Source organism: Dysosmobacter sp. (genome assembly GCF_034093755.1).
Taxonomy (GTDB): domain Bacteria; phylum Bacillota; class Clostridia; order Oscillospirales; family Oscillospiraceae; genus Oscillibacter.
The window spans coordinates 25,817-43,800 of the sequence record NZ_JAXEBZ010000007.1 but is presented as its reverse complement, the minus strand read 5'-3'; the positions used below and the strand labels follow the sequence as shown (position 1 = coordinate 43,800).

The 17,984-nt window shown below is 63.4% G+C and carries 12 protein-coding genes; 4 read left to right on the top strand and 8 right to left on the bottom strand.

What is annotated here, in order from left to right; all coding sequences use genetic code 11:
- The coding region (locus tag SOX55_RS00575) for an Ig-like domain repeat protein (RefSeq protein ID WP_325285487.1) at positions 1–6,406 on the bottom strand (6,406 nt) is incomplete at its 3' end.
- 489 nt (positions 6,407–6,895) lie between these two features.
- Here SOX55_RS00575 and SOX55_RS00570 point away from each other — a divergent pair.
- On the top strand, positions 6,896–7,744 hold the full coding sequence (locus SOX55_RS00570; RefSeq protein WP_325285486.1) for a LytTR family transcriptional regulator DNA-binding domain-containing protein: 849 nt from the start codon (positions 6,896–6,898) through the stop codon (positions 7,742–7,744).
- Positions 7,745–8,023: 279 nt separating this feature from the next.
- On the opposite strand, the gene SOX55_RS00565 is transcribed toward SOX55_RS00570, so the two are convergent.
- From SOX55_RS00565 to SOX55_RS00540, 6 genes are all read right to left on the bottom strand, one after another.
- The gene (locus SOX55_RS00565; protein ID WP_325285485.1) at positions 8,024–8,137 is read right to left on the bottom strand and encodes a sodium pump decarboxylase gamma subunit; all 114 of its coding nucleotides are present in this window, start codon (positions 8,135–8,137) and stop codon (positions 8,024–8,026) included.
- 16 nt (positions 8,138–8,153) lie between these two features.
- Complete coding sequence (locus SOX55_RS00560) at positions 8,154–9,290, bottom strand: sodium ion-translocating decarboxylase subunit beta (protein ID WP_325285484.1); 1,137 nt, start codon at positions 9,288–9,290, stop codon at positions 8,154–8,156.
- Between the two features lie 12 nt (positions 9,291–9,302).
- Complete coding sequence (gltS, locus tag SOX55_RS00555; RefSeq protein WP_325285483.1) at positions 9,303–10,517, bottom strand: sodium/glutamate symporter; 1,215 nt, start codon at positions 10,515–10,517, stop codon at positions 9,303–9,305.
- 318 nt (positions 10,518–10,835) lie between these two features.
- Positions 10,836–12,338 carry a hypothetical protein gene (locus SOX55_RS00550; RefSeq protein ID WP_325285482.1) on the bottom strand — a complete coding sequence of 501 codons (1,503 nt, stop codon included), beginning with the start codon at positions 12,336–12,338 and terminating at the stop codon, positions 10,836–10,838.
- Between the two features lie 250 nt (positions 12,339–12,588).
- Complete coding sequence (locus SOX55_RS00545) at positions 12,589–13,419, bottom strand: TrmH family RNA methyltransferase (RefSeq protein ID WP_325285481.1); 831 nt, start codon at positions 13,417–13,419, stop codon at positions 12,589–12,591.
- Positions 13,416–13,790 (bottom strand): RidA family protein, encoded by a 375-nt coding sequence (locus SOX55_RS00540; RefSeq protein WP_325285488.1) that lies wholly within the window; start codon positions 13,788–13,790, stop codon positions 13,416–13,418. The genes SOX55_RS00545 and SOX55_RS00540 overlap by 4 nt, the downstream gene beginning before the upstream one ends.
- A 194-nt stretch (positions 13,791–13,984) precedes the next feature.
- On the opposite strand from SOX55_RS00540, the gene SOX55_RS00535 reads away from it, so the two are divergent.
- Positions 13,985–14,914 (top strand): AEC family transporter, encoded by a 930-nt coding sequence (locus SOX55_RS00535; RefSeq protein WP_325285480.1) that lies wholly within the window; start codon positions 13,985–13,987, stop codon positions 14,912–14,914.
- A gap of 49 nt (positions 14,915–14,963) precedes the next feature.
- On the opposite strand, the gene SOX55_RS00530 is transcribed toward SOX55_RS00535, so the two are convergent.
- Entirely contained in the window at positions 14,964–15,860 is an 897-nt protein-coding gene (locus SOX55_RS00530; RefSeq protein WP_325285479.1) for a helix-turn-helix transcriptional regulator, read from the bottom strand.
- A gap of 111 nt (positions 15,861–15,971) precedes the next feature.
- On the opposite strand from SOX55_RS00530, the gene SOX55_RS00525 reads away from it, so the two are divergent.
- Positions 15,972–17,135, top strand: coding sequence for an MFS transporter (locus SOX55_RS00525; RefSeq protein ID WP_325285478.1), 1,164 nt, complete (start codon positions 15,972–15,974; stop codon positions 17,133–17,135).
- Between the two features lie 91 nt (positions 17,136–17,226).
- The gene (locus tag SOX55_RS00520; RefSeq protein WP_325285477.1) at positions 17,227–17,970 is read left to right on the top strand and encodes a copper homeostasis protein CutC; all 744 of its coding nucleotides are present in this window, start codon (positions 17,227–17,229) and stop codon (positions 17,968–17,970) included.
- Positions 17,971–17,984 lie beyond the last annotated feature (14 nt).

Genomic DNA, 17,984 nt, shown 5'->3' with positions numbered 1-17,984 from the left:
TGCCGAAGTCCAGGTAGCTGCTGCCGCTCCGGATGGAGAAGGAGCCGCCGTCCCTGGTGCCGTCCGCCCGGACGGTGCCGTAGTCATTCAGGTCGATGGTCAGGATGGGCTTGGCCGTAAAGGCGGCGGTGAACACGGTGTTGCCGTTGACGGTGAATGCCTTGGATTTCTCACCGTTGGCGCGGTTGTTGACGCCGGTGTCGCCGTTGATGCTCTCCACCACGTAGCCCGGATTGGGCGACGCGGTGACGGCGGCCACGGTGCCGGCGTAGACGTAGCCGTTGGCAGAGGGCTCCGCGGGCTCGCCCTTCAGCTGATAGGAGACAGAAACGGAGCCGTTCCCGATCCTGCTGTCCACGCTGACCCGCGGCTTCTTCTGAACCGTTGCCGTCACGCTGACGTCGGCGTTCAGGGAGGAAATGGTGTAGGTATGGGTCGTGCCGTCGGAGGAGGCCGTACCCTGCGCGCCGGTCACATTCCAGCCCGCGAATTCATAGGCTTCGGCTTCCTCGTAGGTGAAAACGAGGGAGGAGTAAGCGACGCAGGAGCTGCCGGAGGCAATCTCCGTGCCGCCGGTGCAGGCGGTGAGGGTGCCGGCCTTGTCGGTGCCGTCACTGTTGGGGCTGCCGCCCTGGAAGCCGTAGCTCACCGTGTAGCTGGCGGAGCTTGTCCGGACCACCGCCCGGATCCGCAGATGGCCCTGGAGGCTGTAGATCGTGAACTCCGGCGTGCTTTCGGCCCTGACCTCCCAGTCGCCGCCGTTGGTGCTGACCTCCCAGCGCTGGATGGCGGTGCCGGGCCGGACGTCGGCGGTCAGTCTGACGGCGGAGCCCTTGGGGGCATCGCCGTTTTCGTCCAGACCGTCGGCGGCAATGGTTACCAGACCGTCGGCGGAATTGCCGCTTTCGTCCACGGCGCTGTACGTCACGTGGAACTGCTGGCCGTAGATGAACTGCACATAGACGCTGATGTCGGCGTCCATGCTGTCCAGAGTCAGGGTGGTGCCGGTGTAATCGGTGCCGTCGGGGTTCTTCTGCCGCTCCGGGGACCCGCCGCCGCGGGAGACGTTCCAGCAGAGGATCACTTTGCCCTCGTCGGGCGCGGCGGTCAGGGTGACAGAGCTGCCCTCCACCACGGCGGACGGGCTGCTGAGAGCCGTGCTTCCCTGGACGGCGGTGACGCTGCCGCCGTCGGAGCCGGAGAAGCTGAGGGTATGGAGCACATTGGAGAACTCCGCCTTCACCTCCATGCTCTGCCGGACGCCGCTGACCTGCAGCCGGTTGTCACCGTCCACGGACACGGTGCCGTACTTGGCAAAGACGCCGGCGTCCATGGCTTCCCGGGTGACGGTTACGCCGTCAATGGTCCACCTGGAGACAGCGAAGCCGGCCGTTGCGGAGGAGGGGACGAAGAGCACGGTGCTGCCCCTGGAGACGGAGTGGGGAGACGTGATAACGGCGGTGGTGGAATCTCCCAGCTCGTAGCCGGTCACGGTGCCGTTCTCCCCGGCGGAGAAGCGGATGTCCACCGCCTCGGCGTTGACGGCGAGGATGCTCTTCTGGAAGGCGGGGGAGTACCACGCCCGGAAGCTGTTCAGAATGGCGGTATCACTGCCGGAGCTGTTATAGGCCACGGAGATGTCATATTTGCCGCTGACCGGGTATGCGGGGACGCCGGACAGCGTGAACAGCTCCATAAAGGCGTCCGCCAGCGGATATTCCGTCGCCCCGTCGGCCTCCGTGACCATGATTTCATCCACATAGTCCTTCAGGTCCACGGGTGTTCCCTCGGAAATGGGGCCGATCTGCGGCGCGGAGATGATGATGGGCCGCTTGCTGACCGTGAACACCCTCTGGGCCGCCACTTCGTCATTCACAAGGGCGTCTGCCCGGTACTGGCCGGGCGTCAGAATGTAGTTCTGGTACCATGCGGACGGGACGGGTTGGAACTCCGTGCCGTTGTGCCGGTACAGTTTGAACACGGCGGACGAGACGTCGGTGGAGGCGCCGGTGGAGGACCACTGCCGCAGGGAGGGGACAATGGAGTTGCCGTACAGCAGCTCGCCCCTGAGCAGGATCTCGTAGCAGGAGACGGCCGTCTCCGACGCCAGCGCGTAATAGGAGGCGGTGTCGCTGGAGGAGGGCTGCATGGTGTCGCTGCCGGAGTACACGGCTTTGATGGAGTACACAGCCGCGGCGGAGGGCGTCCAGGTGACGGAGGCCCTGCCGGCGGAATCCGTGTCATCCGTCAGGGTGGTGACGGCACCGGTGGCGGTGTTGGTGATCTGGAAGGTCACCCTGCCGCTGCCGGGCGTGTTGTTGACCGTGGTGACCGCGGCGGTCAGGGTGAGCGGCTCGCCGGAGACGGGGGTGTAGTACGGCTCCTCAAAAATCTTCGTCTCGGTCACAACCGGACCGGCCTGCACCATGCTGGAAACGGTCCTGTCGGCTCCGCTTCCCGCGGCAAGGCCGTACAGGCCGGAGGTGCCGTAAAAGTCGTCGGCGGCAGTGTAGCCGCTTTCGCCCTTGGTGAAGAACGTGCCGTCCTTTCCATAAATCCTGCTGCCGTCGGAGAAAAGGGTGTAGACATTGTAGGCGGCATAGACGGGAACGGTGATGGGATTGCCGTTTTCGTCGGTTCCCGGGATGGTGGTGCCGGTGTCCGCGATCTCGGTCACCGGAATGTCGGAGTCCACAGGGCGGAGGGAGCCGCTCAGGTAATAGGTGCCTGCCGGTGTGGAGCTGTCAACAGCGTCGGCCGCCGTCAGCGGCTGGGAGTCCAGAATGATCCGGCCGCCGCTTTCGGTACCGGGATAATAGCTGGAATTGTATGCATACAGTGTTTGCGCAACCGGGCCGCTGACCGTGTTTCCGCCTTCGCCGTCGGCCGCGGTCACGGAATACACGTCGGCCGTGAAGACCCTGCACTCCGCGGACTCAGAGGCTTCAGCGGAAGGGAAGACCTCCGCCGTCTCCTGCTCCATGGCGCGCGCGGCGACGACAGTGCCGGCTTCATCTGTCACCCAATCACCCAGGGCGGTCAGGGGAGTCAGGTCCGTGCCGTCGTACAGATAGCAGGCTTCCGTATTCGCCCGGTACACATACGGGATCGTGCCGCTGGTACGGCTGTAAATGTTGTTGTATTTGGTGTAGGTCGTGCTGTCCACCGTCACGGTGGCGTCCACTTCCCGGTACACCTGGTTTTTGTTTTCCCGGGTGTGATCCGCGCTGCCGCTGGCGGAGGACAGAGTCAGCTGCGTCGCGGTGCCGTATTTGCCCACCGACAGCGTGGCGGTACTGGTGTAGACAAAGGAGGGATTCTCGCCGCCTCCCAGCTCGGAGATCATGCAGCGGTACTGGGTGCCGTCCATGTCCTCATCCACATTGGACAGGGTCAGGCTTCTGCTCTCCGCACCCTCAATGGTTGTCCACGGGCTCCGGCTGTTTTCCCGGGACTGCCAGGTATAGCCGATATTGCCGTTGCTGGCGGCGGGAATGGCGTTTGTGGAGAAGGTGGCCTTTTCCCCCACGGGGACGCTCTGATCCCTGGGCTGGGTCAGAATCTGGGGCAGCCCCTGCTCAGAGCTGGTGGTCACCATCACCGGATTGGCGTATCTGGAGCACAGCCCGTTTTCGCCAACGGCGCGGATGGAGAAGTAATAGCGGGTGGCGGGGTTCAGCCCCTCGCAGGTGAAGGAAGTCGCGGTGCCGTCCACGGTGCCCACCAGATAATACTGCTTGGCGGTATCGTCCGGGATGTAGCGGTAGATCTCGTACTTGACGGCGGAGGCGTAGCCGGGCTGCCAGTCCAAAGTCACGCTGGTGGTGTAGGGCGTGGCGGTCAGGTCCACGGGAACGCTGGGGGGCTGGTGGGCCTCGGGAACCAGATAGCCCATGACGGGAACGGTGTACTGGTTCTTTCCCTCGCCGATGGTGATGTCCCAGGTGGCAAACTGCCAGGTCAGGCTGTAATCCTTGTTCCCGGCGGGGATGTTGGCCACGGAGCCGGAACGGGTGACGCTGCTGGTGTTGGTGACGCTGGTGCCGCTGGTCCAGCTGTGGCCGTAGGTGCCGCCCACCTTGAAGCCGAGGACGCCGCCGCCGGCCTTGGCATCAATGCTGTGGGAGTACTCCTGGGTGACGGTGGTGCCTTCCCCCTGTTCGATGGACTGCCCCACGATGGCGTTGCCGTAGCCGGCGGTGACGGTGCTGCCGGTGGTGGCGAAGGTGCCGCTGACGCAGTCGATCTCCATCGCGGACTTGGGATAGCTGAGGGGCTGGCCCGGCTCGATGCCGGTGACGCTGCTGTTGTCGATGATGGCCTTGTCCAGCCGCTCCGCGATCTCGTTGTAGTCCTCCAGGGGCATGATGGAATAGCTGGGCTTCTGCGCCACGCTGATGTCCATGGGGGTGAGGGAGCTGCCGTTCTGGCCCAGGATGCTGTAATGGTACACGATGACCGGGGTGCAGATCATGACCACCTGATTGCTGCCGCTGCCCGCCTCGTATTCAATGGACGTCTCGTAAGAGGTGGTCATCTCCACGGAATTGGACCACTCGTACTCGTAGGCGGTCTCCATCTCCACGGAGGCCACGTCCACCAGGCCGAAGGCGGAGATGTCCTGCTCAAAGGACACATAGGCGCCGGCCCGGTTGCTGGCGCCGCTGGAAACGGCGGTCTCGGTGCCGGTGGCCTTGCCGAAGCCGGTGGCGCCCAGGTTTTCGTACTCGTCATACAGGTCCTCGAAATAGGGCGTGGCCAGCAGAACCGCCATGACCTCAGGGTCCACAAATTCGTAGGTCTTGCTCTCAAACCGCGCGACCATGCCGTCGTTGGTGTCGGCGTCGGCGGCGGTCAGCGCCACGCGGCCGGCGTTGGAGCCGCTGGTGGAGTATGTCCGGCTGGACAGGCTCAGCGAGCCGTCGGACCGGCTGTTATAGTAGCAGCCGATGGTGGGGGTGCCGGTGCCGGTGGCCATTACGAAGAGCACCTGCTCCTGGCCTCTGTTGTTGCCGTCGAAGTTTCCGACGATGGGCTGGCGGACGATCTTCTGGCTGCCCATCATGCCGGTGCTGGCATCGTACCAGTCATAGGTGCCGCCGTTGTACTGATAGATTTCGCCGCGGACAAAGAGATAGGGCGTGGTGCCGATGCCGTTGAACCGCACCAGACCCACGGAGAGGGGCGCCATATACTCCACGGTGTCTTTTTCCCGGTCTGTGGTTTTCCGCGTCAGGGTGCAGCTCCCCCACTGGGACAGGGAGCCGTTGGAGTATTTCATGAGGATGCAGTAATAGTCGCCGAATTCATAATCGTCGTTGTCCTCATGGTCATTGGAGCCGACGCCCACGGTGAGAATCTCGTTGGTTCCGTCGCCGTCGATGTCGCCCACCACGCTGGCCGCCGAGCGCAGGACCTTGCTGCTGCCCACGCTGTCAAACTGCCGGCTGCTCTTCTGGGACCAGCCGGAGCCGCTGCGCTCCAGAACCAGGACTCTGGAGCCGCGGTTCCAGGTGCCGCCCTCTTTGTACATGTCGCCCAGAGAGACGGTGACCACCAGCTCGTCGGCGCCGTCGCCGTCAAGGTCGCCTGCCGCCAGATGGATGGAGGGGGTGTTGCGGGCCTTTTTGTTTTTGTCGCTGCCGCTGTCCAGATTCTGGATCGTGTTGAGGGTTCCCTTGCTGTAGGAGACATTGTTGCCGATATCGTAGTAGGAGAGATAATCCAGGCCGTACCCCTCTTTAATGTTATACTCCCGCAGACAGAGCTTCGTGTACTCCGGGTCCAGCAGAACCACGGTCTCCCTGCCGTCGCCGTCAAAGTCGCCGGCGGCGATGGGGAGGTAGCCTTCCGCGTTGTACGGACGAGCCTCCGTCATCCACGAATAGGCGTATTCGTTGCCGGAGGACGCGGACAGGTTCCTGGTGTATACCTGGCCCGCACTGCCGTTCTCGTAGCTGCGGTCCTGCATGGAAATGATGTTGGTGTTGCCCTGGACCGGACCGTAACAGAACACATGGTCATCCCGCCCGGAGCCGGTGGGGTCATAGGCCACGCCGTTCACATACAGGAACCTGTCGGAGCCGGACGAGGAGGAGAACAGGGTCGTGCTCATGTTGTCCAGGATCCGGGTGTAGTTGTTGGACCCGTCAGCCTCCGTGATGCCGATCTCCCTGACCGGCATCAGGTTGACCCGGTCATCGGAGCCCTGGCTGCCGAAGGGATGGGCGCCGTCATCGGGATCGAAGCTGTCCGGCACATCGGTTTTAAAGCCGAATTCGTTGGTGCCGGAGGACGACGCGCCGCCTGCCGCCTGCGCCGTGGGGACCAGCGCGGCGGGCAGCAGGGACAGCACCATCGCCAGGACGAGGACCGAGCTCAGCAGTTTTTTCGCGGTCTGTTTCATGGGGTTGCTCCTTTCTGGGAAAAAGATTTTACTTTGGAAAAGGCGGCGGGGCGTCCCGCGGCCCACGGCGAGGGGACCTCGCCGGAATTGGTTCTGTTCATCCGGTCTCCGGGGCATCGGTCACGGTCCGGACCGTCTGCCGGGAGATGGGGTTCTTCGCGCGGCCATCCGTCAAAAAAAGCAGTGCCGCGCTGCGGAGCACTGCCGGACGGATCGCGGCCCGCTTTTCCTGCGGCATAAAGTTTCCCAATCGGTCACCTCCCCGCTCCGATACCGAACTGCGATTCGTTTTTTGTAATTATGCGCCGCGGGAAACGGGGATGTCAATCAACCGTGTCTGAAACGACATTTAACCGGTGCGAATGACAGATTCCCGCCTTTTCCGGCGCCTGCCGTTTTCGGAAAACAGGACGCGTCCCGCCCTTGCTTTCTGCCGGGATTGTGATACAATGAATAAAAATTCATCAAACGTGCAAAAGGAGACTCCCATTGCAAGCGTCAAAAAGCATCACCATCATCTCCAACAGAAAAAGGATCGTGCTGGGCGTCAGCACGATCCTCTATGTCCTGTCGCTGGGAAGGAAAACGGAAATCCACGTTTCCAGCGGCAGGGTATATGAGACAAAGGCCACCCTCAGCGAGCTGGAACGCGACCTGGGCGACAGCTTCATCAAGGTGCACCGGGGCTGCCTTGTCTCCGTCATGGCCATCCACGACATTACCGACGCCATCGATCTCATCAACGGCGAGACGCTGGAGTACACCAAGCGGAAGAAAAAAGAGATCATGGACCAGTTCCGCGCAAAGCAGCAGCACATGCTCCGCGTCTTTGAGCGGGACAGCGCCCGCATGACAGCGGCGGATTACCACGACCATTACCGCTGCTTCGACAGCCTCCCCTTCGCCTTCGCGGACATTGAAATGATCTTTGACGAGGAACGGCACGCCGTGGACTGGATCTTCCGGTACGGCAATCCCGCGCTGTCAGCCCTGGAGAAGATCCCGCTGGAGCGGCTGATCGGCAGCTCCTTCGGGAGCCTGTTCAGCAATATGGATTCCAAGTGGCTGCGCAGCTATGAGCGCGCCGCGCTTTACGGCGAGATGCTGGAGATCATCGATTACAGCCCCGAGATCGATACCTATTTAAAAATCGTCTGCTTTCCCACGTTCCGGGGCCACTGCGGCTGCATCCTGTTCAATATCGCGGAGGTGGAATTCGCGGAGAACAGCGGCGACACCGAAAAGGCGCTGCTGTTCTATCTCGGGAAACTGACGGCAAGGGAGCGGGGCGTTCCCGGGCAGGCGCGGCCGGAAAGCACCGCGGACTGCGATCCCTGAATCCGTTGGCGTCCGGGAGTTCAGGCTTCTTCAGGTATACTGAAAAGGAAGACACGACGCAAGTCGTGTCTTCCTTTTTCAGCTTGTCAAAAAACCTCTGCCTGGAGAAAAAGGGCTCCGTTTCGCCGGGGGAGTCCGCGGGGGCGGGAGCCCCCTCGTGTGGAATCGAATGCCTGCAAAAAGCTTGCGTAGCGCAGCGGCAGCTTTTTGGACTGCGCGGCAGGCAAAAAGCGAGGCATTTTGGGTTCCGCGCTGCCTGGCGGCTGTCAGGGTGCTGACTTATTTGCTGAATCTGGCGAAAAGCGTCACAATGATCGTGATGAGTCCCATCACGGCGAAAATACCCAGCATCCCCTGCCACATGATGGTCAGAGAGGCTCCGAGAGCAGTCATTTCAAAATCCTCCTTATCACAGAAGCTGCGGGACAAGGTTCAGAAGCATACCGCCCGCAAGGACACTGGCGATCTGCCCGGCCACGTTGGCGCCGACGGCGTGCATGAGCAGGTGGTTCTGCGGGTCGGCCTCGAAGCCCATCTTCTCAATGACCCGGGCGGACATGGGGAAGGCTGAGATTCCCGCCGCGCCCACCATCGGATTGACCTTGTTTTTGCAGAAAAGGTTGAGGAGCTTGGCGAACATCACGCCGGCGATGGAGTCGAACACGAAGGCGACCAGGCCGAGGCCCATGATGATGATCGTGTCGAGGTTGACGAAGGCTTCGGCGCGCATGGAAAAGGAGATCGTGATGCCCAGCAGCAGCGTGATGAGGTTTGCCAGCGCGTTCTGAGCGGTCTCGCTCAGGCGGTCGAGCCGGCCGCACTCCCGCAGGAGGTTGCCGAACATCAGAAAGCCGACGAGGGAGACGGACATCGGCGCGATGAAGCCCGCGATGATGGTGACGAGGATCGGGAAGCAGATGCGCAGGGAACGGGAGACGTTCCTGGGACTATAGGGCATACGGACGCGGCGGTCTTTTTTGGTTGTGACCAGCCTGATGGCCACCGGCTGAATAATCGGCACAAGCGCCATGTAGGAATACGCCGCCACCGCGATGGGGCCGATGTACTTCGAGTGCAGCGTCTGGGAGACCAGAATGGAGGTGGGGCCGTCGGCCGCACCGATGATGCCGATGGAGGCGGCGTCGGCAAGGTCAAAGCCCAGCAGCACTGCGGCGGTCATGGCGAAGAAGATGCCGAACTGCGCGGCGGCGCCGAAGAGAAACATCTTCGGGTTGGAGAGCAGCGGGCCGAAGTCGATCATGGCGCCGATGCCGATGAACAGCAGCAGCGGCAGTGCCTCGCTGGCCTCAATCGTGATTTCAAACAGCCACTGGATGATGCCCTGGCTCTCGCCCACGCCCGCCACCATCTGGTTCAGAACGCCGGAGAAGGGCAGGTTCACGAGGATCGCGCCGAAGCCCATGGGCAGCAGCAGAGCGGGTTCATAGTCTTTCTGAATGGCAAGCCAGATCAGTGCGAAACCTACGAGGTACATTACGCATTGCTGCCATGTAACCGCGCGGAAACTATCAAACAGGAAACTCATATCCGCACCTCACTATGCCCACCAGCCAATGTTCGCGGCAATGAAGACGGCGTTGAAGAAGTCAATGAACATACCGCCGACCATGGGGATGGCAAAGTAGGCCACCGGCGACGGGCCGTACTTTCTGGTCACGACCTGCATATTGGCCATCGCGTTGGAGGTGGCGCCCATGCCAAAGCCCACGAAGCCGGCGGTCATGACCGCCGCGTCATAGTTGCGGCCCATGACATTGAACACCACAAAGTAGGTAAACAGGAACATGATGACGCACTGGAGCAGCAGGCAGACGATCATCGGCAGAGCAAGATCGATCAGCTCCCAGAGCTTCAGCCCTGCCAGGGCCATGGCGAGGAAGATGGAGAGGAACATATTGCCCATGGTGTCGATTTCCTCGGCGGGGTACTCGACCTGCATGCTGTCCATTGCGTTGCGGACAACCACGGCGACCAGCATGGCACCGATGTACGCTGGGAACGTCAGTCCGGTCAGGGCCTTGAGCCAAACGCTGACCTGGCTGCCGACGCCCACCGCCAGCAAAAGCAGCATGAAGCCCTTGATAAAGCGGGGGCTGTCGGTGAGGAAGCTCTCGTCCTCGCCTGCGGCCTCGGCGGCAAGGCCGGCGCCCGGTGCGCTGCCGGCCACAGCCGCCGCGGGGCGCAAGTCATACTTTTCAATGAGGCGCCGCGCCGTCGGACCGCCGATCAGCGAACCGGCCACAAGGCCGAAGGTGGCCGCCGCGATGGAAACAACGCTGCCGCCAACCGCGCCTGCCGCCTCGAGATCCGGCCCGAATGCCGCCGCGGTGCCGGGGCCGCCGATGAGCGCGATGGAGCCGCAGCCGATGCCCAGCAGAGGATCCTGTCCAAACAGCTGCATCACGCCGCCGCCGAGAAAATTCTGCAGCGGGATCATCACAATGGAGACGAGCAGGCACAGGATCACGGCCTTGCCGCCCTTGAGCAGGGTGGGAATGCTGACTGTGAAGCCGACCGTGGTGAAGAACATGATCATAAAGACGGTCTGCAGCGTGGCATCAAAGGAGATGGAGGCAATGCCGGCAGAATAGAGAATACAGTTGAGAATGGAGAAGCACAATCCGCCCACCAGCGGAGCAGGAATACAGTAGCGATTGAGCAGCGATACCTTGTCGGTGATCATGCCGCCCAGCCAGAACAGGAACGCCCCCAGGGCGACGCCATGGTACATATTGAGTTCAACGGTTAGCATAACAGATCCTCCTTTTCATGATTCTCTGCGGGGAACGGCCGCATACTTTCTCGCCGTACCCTTTCTGCGTTCAGTCTAATACGCGCCCGGCACCGCATTTGTCAAATTATATCGAACGTTTCATTTTTCACACTTTCCACGAAAAAACATTTTGGAAATATCTGTTTTGACCGTTTATTTCCCGTTAAGTTTTGCGAAAAATTGCAAATTTGTTCAGATTGCGTAAAGATTCCGCCCGGCGGCGGCAGGCGGACTTCCGCTCTGCCAAAAAAGAAAGGACACGACTTGCGTCGTGTCCTTTTTCTGCGTTTGCGGCGGTCAGCCCTGCAGCTCCCGGATCAGGGCGTTGAGTTCCATGCGGATCTTGGTGCGCTGGATGCCGTCATAGCCGCTGCGCTCCGCCTTGCGCAGCAGGTGTTCCTTGCAGGCCATCACCAGCTCCGGCCGGCGCAGCTCCAGCATCAGGAACGGCGCGGCGGTGCAGACCAGCAGGGCGATGCCGCTTTCGTTGACAAACAGGTTGTACTCCGGCGGAACGCTTTCCAGGATGGGCAGGAAAACGTAGTTCTCATAGGTGTCCATCAGCCGCAGAATGTTCTTCAGATGAAGGACGTATGTCTCTGGCGTGTAGCGGGGATGGCCCGGATAAGTGGCGTTGGGAGAGCCTACAAAAACCTGGCCGCTCCGGATCTCCGCCGGGGTGGACAGCCGCGCCATGTCGATGAAGGGACCCTGGCGCAGCCGCTCCTCAAACCGGGGAATCTCCTGGAGATACGTGCGGAACACAGACTCCCACCCAGGATTTCCGGCGTCCCGGATGCTGCGCTCCAGCAGGAGGCGGGGAGCGGAGCTGATGGACAGGGGATTCACCATCTGAACGGTGAGGCCCGGGGCGGAGAAGAATTTCAGAAACTGCGGCATGGACGCCCCGGGGTCCGTGTGGGCCATCAGCGCCGGACGGCACAGGGCCAGGTGATCCTGAAACAGCTCCGTATAGGCCTGTACCACCTCCGGGTCCGTGGAAAAGAGGGTGATGCCGCCGCCCTTCATGCCGATGCTGGTGGAGAACTGGACACAGCGGCCGGGGATGACGGTGGTGGAGAGAAGGTACAGATTGTCCCGCAGGCGGGGGTAGTAGTGGACGTGGATTTTCCCGGTGTTGTACAGCGGCAGCCAGAACTGCAGCGCCTCAGTGTACCGGGCGGTGAAGTTCATGGCGGGCATGATCTGGTGGAAGGTGAAGCCCGCTTCAATGATCCGGATCAGTTCCGCCTGAACCTGCAGGGTCAGGGAGTAGTCAGACAGCAGCCAGTCCAGATTTTCGTCGGAAGCCACCAGAAAGGAGCCGGGAGCGTCCATTTCCCGCGTGGTTTCCAGTACCCGGCGCATGGCCTCCCGGCGGCCGGCCTCGCCGTAAAAGAATTCGGTTTTGCCGGAGGAGGGCGGGGAAATGTCCCGGGACCTCCGGACCCCGGCGTGGACGGACTGGCCGGCCATGCTGTCCATCATCTGCACCACAATGTCAGGCTCGTTGGTGAGCCACTTTTCCAGATGCTCCGCCAGCACCTCCGGCGGCATGTCGGAGCGGAGGGACGATTGCCCCAGCATTTCGGACAGGGCGTGGCGCTGAAACTCCGCCGTGCAGCGGCGGGCGAAAAACAGGGCCATCTTTTTCACCAGGTCCCGCTTCCGGGGCAGGCCCCGCTTGCCGTTGCGCAGCAGGCTGATGAGGGAGCGGTCCACGGACAGCTCCGCCGCCAGTTCCTTGTTGGTGGTCTGGGTGATCTGCATGAGAAAATTCAGCTTGTCAGATAGCTGCATCCGCCTGTCCCCGCTTTCTGCAGACAGTATGCTGCCTGCATCAATAGATTAACATAGATTAACAGAAAAATGCAATAGAGGGGTCATAAAAAATGACGGCCTGGCTGTAAAAAGTTGTCGGAATACCGGGGAGGAAGCCGGCTGTTCCGGAAAACTGGGAAATTCCCGTCACAGAAAATGAGAGACTGCGTTCTTTTTCGGGCGGCGCGGCGGACGTGAAAAAGCCTCTTCCCGGAGGAAGAGGCCCGATTCAGCGGAGCCGGAGCTGGTAGAAGGCCACGGCGCTGGCAGCGGCCACGTTGAGGGAGTCCACCCCCCGCTCCATGGGGATGCGGACGGTGTAGTCGCAGTCCGCGATGGTGCGGCGGGCAAGGCCGTCGCCCTCGGTGCCCAGCACCACTGCCAGACGCTCCTCGCCCCGCAGCCGGGGGTCGTCCATGGGCACGGAATCGTCGCTGAGGGCCATGGCGGCGGTGCGGAAGCCCAGGGCCCGGAGCCGGGCCAGGCCCGCCTCCGGCCAGTCGGCGGGGGAATCGCCGATGACGGTCCAGGGGATCTGGAACACAGTGCCCATGCTGACCCGCACCGCCCGGCGGTACAGCGGGTCGCAGCAGGTGGGGGTCACCAGCACGGCGTCCATGCCCAGGGCCGCCGCGGAGCGGAAGATGGCCCCCACGTTGGTGGGGTCCACAATGTTCTCCAGCACCGCCACCCGCCGCCCCGGGGCGCACAGCTCCTCCACCGTGGGCAGCCGGCGCCGCCGCATGGCGCACAGCACGCCCCGGGTCAGGGGGTAGCCGGTGAGGGCGGAGAGGAGCTCATCGTCGGCGGTGTACACTGGCGTGTCCGGGCAGCGGGCCAGAACGGAAGCCCCCTGCCCGGTGAGATGCTTGCGGCCCATCAGCAGCGACACCGGCTGGTATCCCGCGTCCAGCGCCCGGTGGATGACCTTGGGGCTTTCGGCGATGAAAATGCCCTTTTCCGGCTCCAGACGGCTGCGCAGCTGCGCCTCCGTCAGCCGGGCGAACACATCCAGCCGGGGGTCGGACAGGTCCGTGATCTCAATGGCGCCGCGGCTCACAGGGCCGCCACCGCTTCAATTTCGCACAGCAGGCCCTTGGGCAGCGTCCGGACGGCCACGCAGGACCGGGCGGGGTTGTTGACAAAGTATTTTGCGTACACGGCGTTGAAGGCGGCGAAATCGTTCATGTCCGCCAGGAAGCAGGTGGTTTTTACCACCCGGTCAAAGCCGATGCCGTTGGCCTCCAGAATGGCCTGCACGTTGCGGCAGGCCTGCTCCGCCTGGGCCTCGATGGTGTCGCCGGCCGCGGCGCCGGTTTCGGGGATCAGGCCGATCTGGCCGGAGGTGAACAGGAAGCCGTTGGCTGCCACGGCCTGGGAATAGGGGCCGATAGCCGCCGGGGCGTTGGGGGTGGAAGTGACGTTCAGCATCATGAGTTCCTCCTTTTTCAAAAGCGGCGGACGCTCCGCCGGAACCGTTGGTTCTATGGTATATATACCACACCGGAACCGGCATGGCAAGGCCGCCTGTCTGCGGGAAACGGTGTTTTTCCGCTTGCGCGGCGGCAGCGGCGGTGATAAAATGGTCCGGAAACGCAATTTGTCGAAACCGGGGAGGAAACGGAATGGAAACAATCATGGGCGTGCTGACGGTGGCGGCGCCGATCTTTACCGCCATTGTGCTGGGGGCGTATGCCCGGCGGCGCCAGCTGATCAGCAGGGAGGGAAACGAGGGCCTGCGGCAGTTCGTGATGAAGTTCGGCCTGCCCTGCGTGCTGTTCAACTCCTGCCTGACGGCGGACTTCGGAGCGGAATCCGTGCTGTCCATGGCGCTGGTGCTGCCGCCGCTGTGCCTCAGCACGCTGTGGGCCTACCGGGCCCGGCGGAAGCGCTTCCCCTATCACAATCTGCCCATGCTGTTTGCCGCCCAGGAGACGGGAATGCTGGGCATCCCCCTGTTTGTGACGCTGTTCGGGGCGGGGGAGGCCTACCGGGTGGGCATTCTGAATGTGGCCCAGGCGCCTCTGGCCATTTCCACCATCGCCATTCTGGCGGCGCCGCCCATGGAGAAGCCCTCCCGCTCCGCCATTGCGGGGCAGGTGGTCCGCTCACCGCTGCTGGTGATGGCGCTGCTGGGCCTGGGGCTGAACCTCACCGGCGCCGCCGCCGCGCTGGACCGGGTGGGGGCGCTGAGCATTCTCACCGCCGTCACGGGTTTTCTGGCCCAGCCGGTCAGCGCCGTGATCCTCTTCAGCGTGGGCTACAGCTTCTCCCTGGGGGCGGAGGCCCGGCAGGCGGTGGCCCGGATCAGCGTCATTCACTTCGTCCTGTTCAGCGTGTACTGTCTGGTGATTCAGGGGGTGCTGTGCCTGCTGCCCTCCGTGGAGGCCCTGACTCGCTGGGCGATGCTGCTGTACTGCTTCCTGCCCGGCAGCTTCGTGGCCCCCGGCCTGGGCCGGACGGAGGAGGACGCCGCCATGGCCTCCGGCGTCTGCTCCGTGCTGACGGTGATCAGTCTGCTGATGTTCTGCGTCATTGCCGCCCTGACGGCGTAAAAACAGTCTCAAGCCTCCCGGAAGCTTTTGCTTCCGGGAGGCTTTTTGCCTATTCCACCGTGGTGGTCCAGTCCTCCCGGACGGAGCTGGCATATTGCCGGGGGGACATGTGCATCACCTGGCTGAACCGTTTGGAGAAATATTGGGGCGAACTGAAGCCCAGGCAGTCGGAGATCTGGGAGACGGTCATGGACCCCTGCCGCAGCAGGAACTTCGCCTCGTTCAGCTTCAGCTGGGTGTAGCAGTCCATGATGCTGCGGCCGTAGACCCGCTGAAACACATTGGAGAGGTATGTTTTTCCGTAGCCCATGGCGGCGGTGACGTCCGACAGGGTCAGCCGGCGGTACACGTTCTCCTTCAGCAGCGCCATCACCCGGCCGGCGATGTCGTCGTCATACCGGGCCTTGGCGGCACTGCTGCGGTGGGAGGCGTCCTGCCGCAGCAGCAGCAGAATCAGCAGCTCCTCCAGCCGCAGCCGCAGCAGCTGCTCCCCGCCGAAGGGGGCGTCCGGCAGCCGCTGGAGCCGCCGGCGGTCCGCCCGGGTCATGGGCAGGAGGAAGGTGGCCTCCCCCAGCCGGAGAATGTCCCGGATCAGGTCCCGCGCGGCGGCGGTGAGCCGCAGGATCCGCCCGCCCAGCGGCGCCAGGGCGCCGTTCTCCTCGCTGAAGGACACGATGAACATGTTGGAGGGTGTGTCCGCCACGGTGTGCAGATCGTGAAACACGTTGGGCGGCAGCAGAATCAGCTCTCCCCGGGACAGCAGGTGGGCCTGCTCGCCGCAGGTCACCCGGACGCTTCCCCGGTCCATGTACATGATCTCCCAGAAATCGTGGCGCTCGCCGGGGTAGACATAGGTGCGGCCGTATTCAAAGTAGTGGATGGTCACCAGCTCCGTCACGGACACCTGGTTCTGCAGCCGGCAGCGGAAATAAGGGGCGTCAGGCATCGGGGCACCTCCTGTGAACAAAATGACAAGTATAATATAACATATTCCATTCAGAAACCGCCACCGTTGATTTATAATGCGGCAGTAAGAATTTCTGCGGAGGTGACATCTGTGAATCGGTCCCTGACATTCCGGTATTCCCTGCATCAGATGGCCTACTGGGCGGCGGTGGCGGGGGTGGTGAGCTTTGCCAGCGCCTACCTGCTGGCCAAGGGCTTTTCCGCCGGCCAGGTGGGGGTGCTGCTGGCCGCCGGAAATCTGCTGTCCTGCACCGCCCAGCCCCTGCTGGCGGCCCGGGCGGACCACGGCCGCGGAAGGACGGTGTTCCGCATGACGCTGGGGCTGACGCTCTCGGCGGCGGTGTGCTTCGCGGTGCCGGAGCTGCTGGCGCTGCCCCGGTGGGCCTTCGGGGCGCTGTATCTGCTGGGGGTGTTCGCCACCGACGCCATGATCCCCCTGATGAACGCCATCAGCGTGGCCTGCAACGCCGCCGGCCGGCCGGTGAATTACGGCTTCGGCCGGGGCATGGGCTCCCTGGCCTTTTCCGGGGCGGCGCTGGCGGTGGGCGGCGCCATGTCCCGCCTGGGCGCCGGCTGGATGATCTGGATCTCTGTGGTGCTGCTGGCGCTCAACGCCCTGATCGTGGCGGGCTACCCGCCGGTGGAGGCCGCAGCGGCGGAGCGGCAGCGGACGGAGAGCTGCTCGTTGGGGGTGTTCGTCCGGCGCTACCGGTGGTACTGCGTGTCCCTGACGGGCGTGACGCTGCTGGCCATGTTCCACGCCATGACGGAGAACTACCTCATTGAGGTGGTGCGGCCCCTGGGAGGCGACAGCGGCAGCGTGGGCGTGGCGCTGTTCATCGCCACCTGGGTGGAGCTGCCGGTGCTGCTGTGGTTCGACCGGCTGCACCGCCGCCTGGGGGACGTCCGGCTGCTGAAAACGGCGGCGGTGAGCTTTGTGGTCAAGGCGGTACTGCTGCTTCTGGCGCCCAGCGTTCCCGCCATCTACGCCATCGAGCTGCTGCAGGCCACCACCTACGCCTTCCTGTCCCCCACCCAGCTGTACTATGCCAATGCCCGGGTGGGCCGGGAGGACATGGTGAAGGGCCAGGCCTTCATCACCGCCGCCTATACCCTGGGCTGCGCGGCGGGCAACTTCGCCGGCGGGCAGCTGCTGCAGTACTTCGGCGTGAGAACCATGCTGGCCTCCGGCGTGGGCATGGCCCTGGCGGGGGCGGTAATCCTGTTCCTGACGGTGAACCGGCGGGACAGCTGACAAAACCCGGCGGATGCTCCGCCGGGTTTGCTTTTTCCGCCGGGATGGGCTATGATGAGGGCAGAAACCAATGGGGAAAGGAGCGGGAACAATGAAACCCATCAAAGTGGAAATCTGCTGCGGCTCGGCGGACGACGTGTTCGAGGCCAGAGCCGCCGGCGCGGACCGGGTGGAGCTGAACGCCGCCATGTTTCTGGGGGGACTGACCCCCACGCTGGGGGAGGTGCTGGTGGCCAGGGAGGCGGGCATCCCCATCATGGCCATGGTGCGGCCCCGGGAGGGAGGCTTCTGCTACACGGCGCGGGAGTTCGCCGGCATGGTGAAGGACGTGGAGGCGCTGGTGAACGCCGGCGCGGCAGGTGTGGTGTTCGGCGTGCTGCACCCCGACGGCACCGTGGACGCGGAGCGCTGCCGCATTCTGAAGGAGGCCGCCGGGGGCGCCGAGACGGTGTTCCACCGGGCCATGGACGTGACCCCCGACTGGCGGGAGGCCCTGGACACCCTGATGGAGCTGGGCATCACCCGGGTTCTCACCAGCGGACAGGCCCCCTCCGCCCTGCTGGGGGCGGAGACCCTGCGGGAGATGGTGGAGCGGGCGGGGGACCGCATCCAGATTCTGGCCGGCGGCGGCATCCGCCCCAACAACGCCGCCAGGGTGGCGGCCCTGACGGGCTGCACCCAGATTCACGGCTCGGCGGGCCGGAAGTGCGCCGACCCCTCCTGCCGGAACAATCCGGACATCCACTTCGGCAGCCCCCTGTACCTGCCGGAGGACCAGTTCTCCATGACGGACCCGGAGCGGGTCCGGGGACTGCTGGCGGCCCTGGGCCGATAACGAAAAAGAAGGAC

Bases quoted from the DNA above. Each gene is read 5' to 3' on its own strand.
- SOX55_RS00560 (WP_325285484.1), bottom strand. From the start codon at position 9,290: ATGAGTTTCCTGTTTGATAGTTTCCGCGCGGTTACATGGCAGCAATGC.
- SOX55_RS00540 (WP_325285488.1), bottom strand. From the start codon at position 13,790: ATGCTGAACGTCACTTCCACCCCCAACGCCCCGGCGGCTATCGGCCCC.
- gltS (WP_325285483.1), bottom strand. From the start codon at position 10,517: ATGCTAACCGTTGAACTCAATATGTACCATGGCGTCGCCCTGGGGGCG.
- SOX55_RS00530 (WP_325285479.1), bottom strand. From the start codon at position 15,860: ATGCCTGACGCCCCTTATTTCCGCTGCCGGCTGCAGAACCAGGTGTCC.
- SOX55_RS00565 (WP_325285485.1), bottom strand. From the start codon at position 8,137: ATGACTGCTCTCGGAGCCTCTCTGACCATCATGTGGCAGGGGATGCTG.
- SOX55_RS00520 (WP_325285477.1), top strand. From the start codon at position 17,227: ATGAAACCCATCAAAGTGGAAATCTGCTGCGGCTCGGCGGACGACGTG.
- SOX55_RS00550 (WP_325285482.1), bottom strand. From the start codon at position 12,338: ATGCAGCTATCTGACAAGCTGAATTTTCTCATGCAGATCACCCAGACC.
- SOX55_RS00535 (WP_325285480.1), top strand. From the start codon at position 13,985: ATGGAAACAATCATGGGCGTGCTGACGGTGGCGGCGCCGATCTTTACC.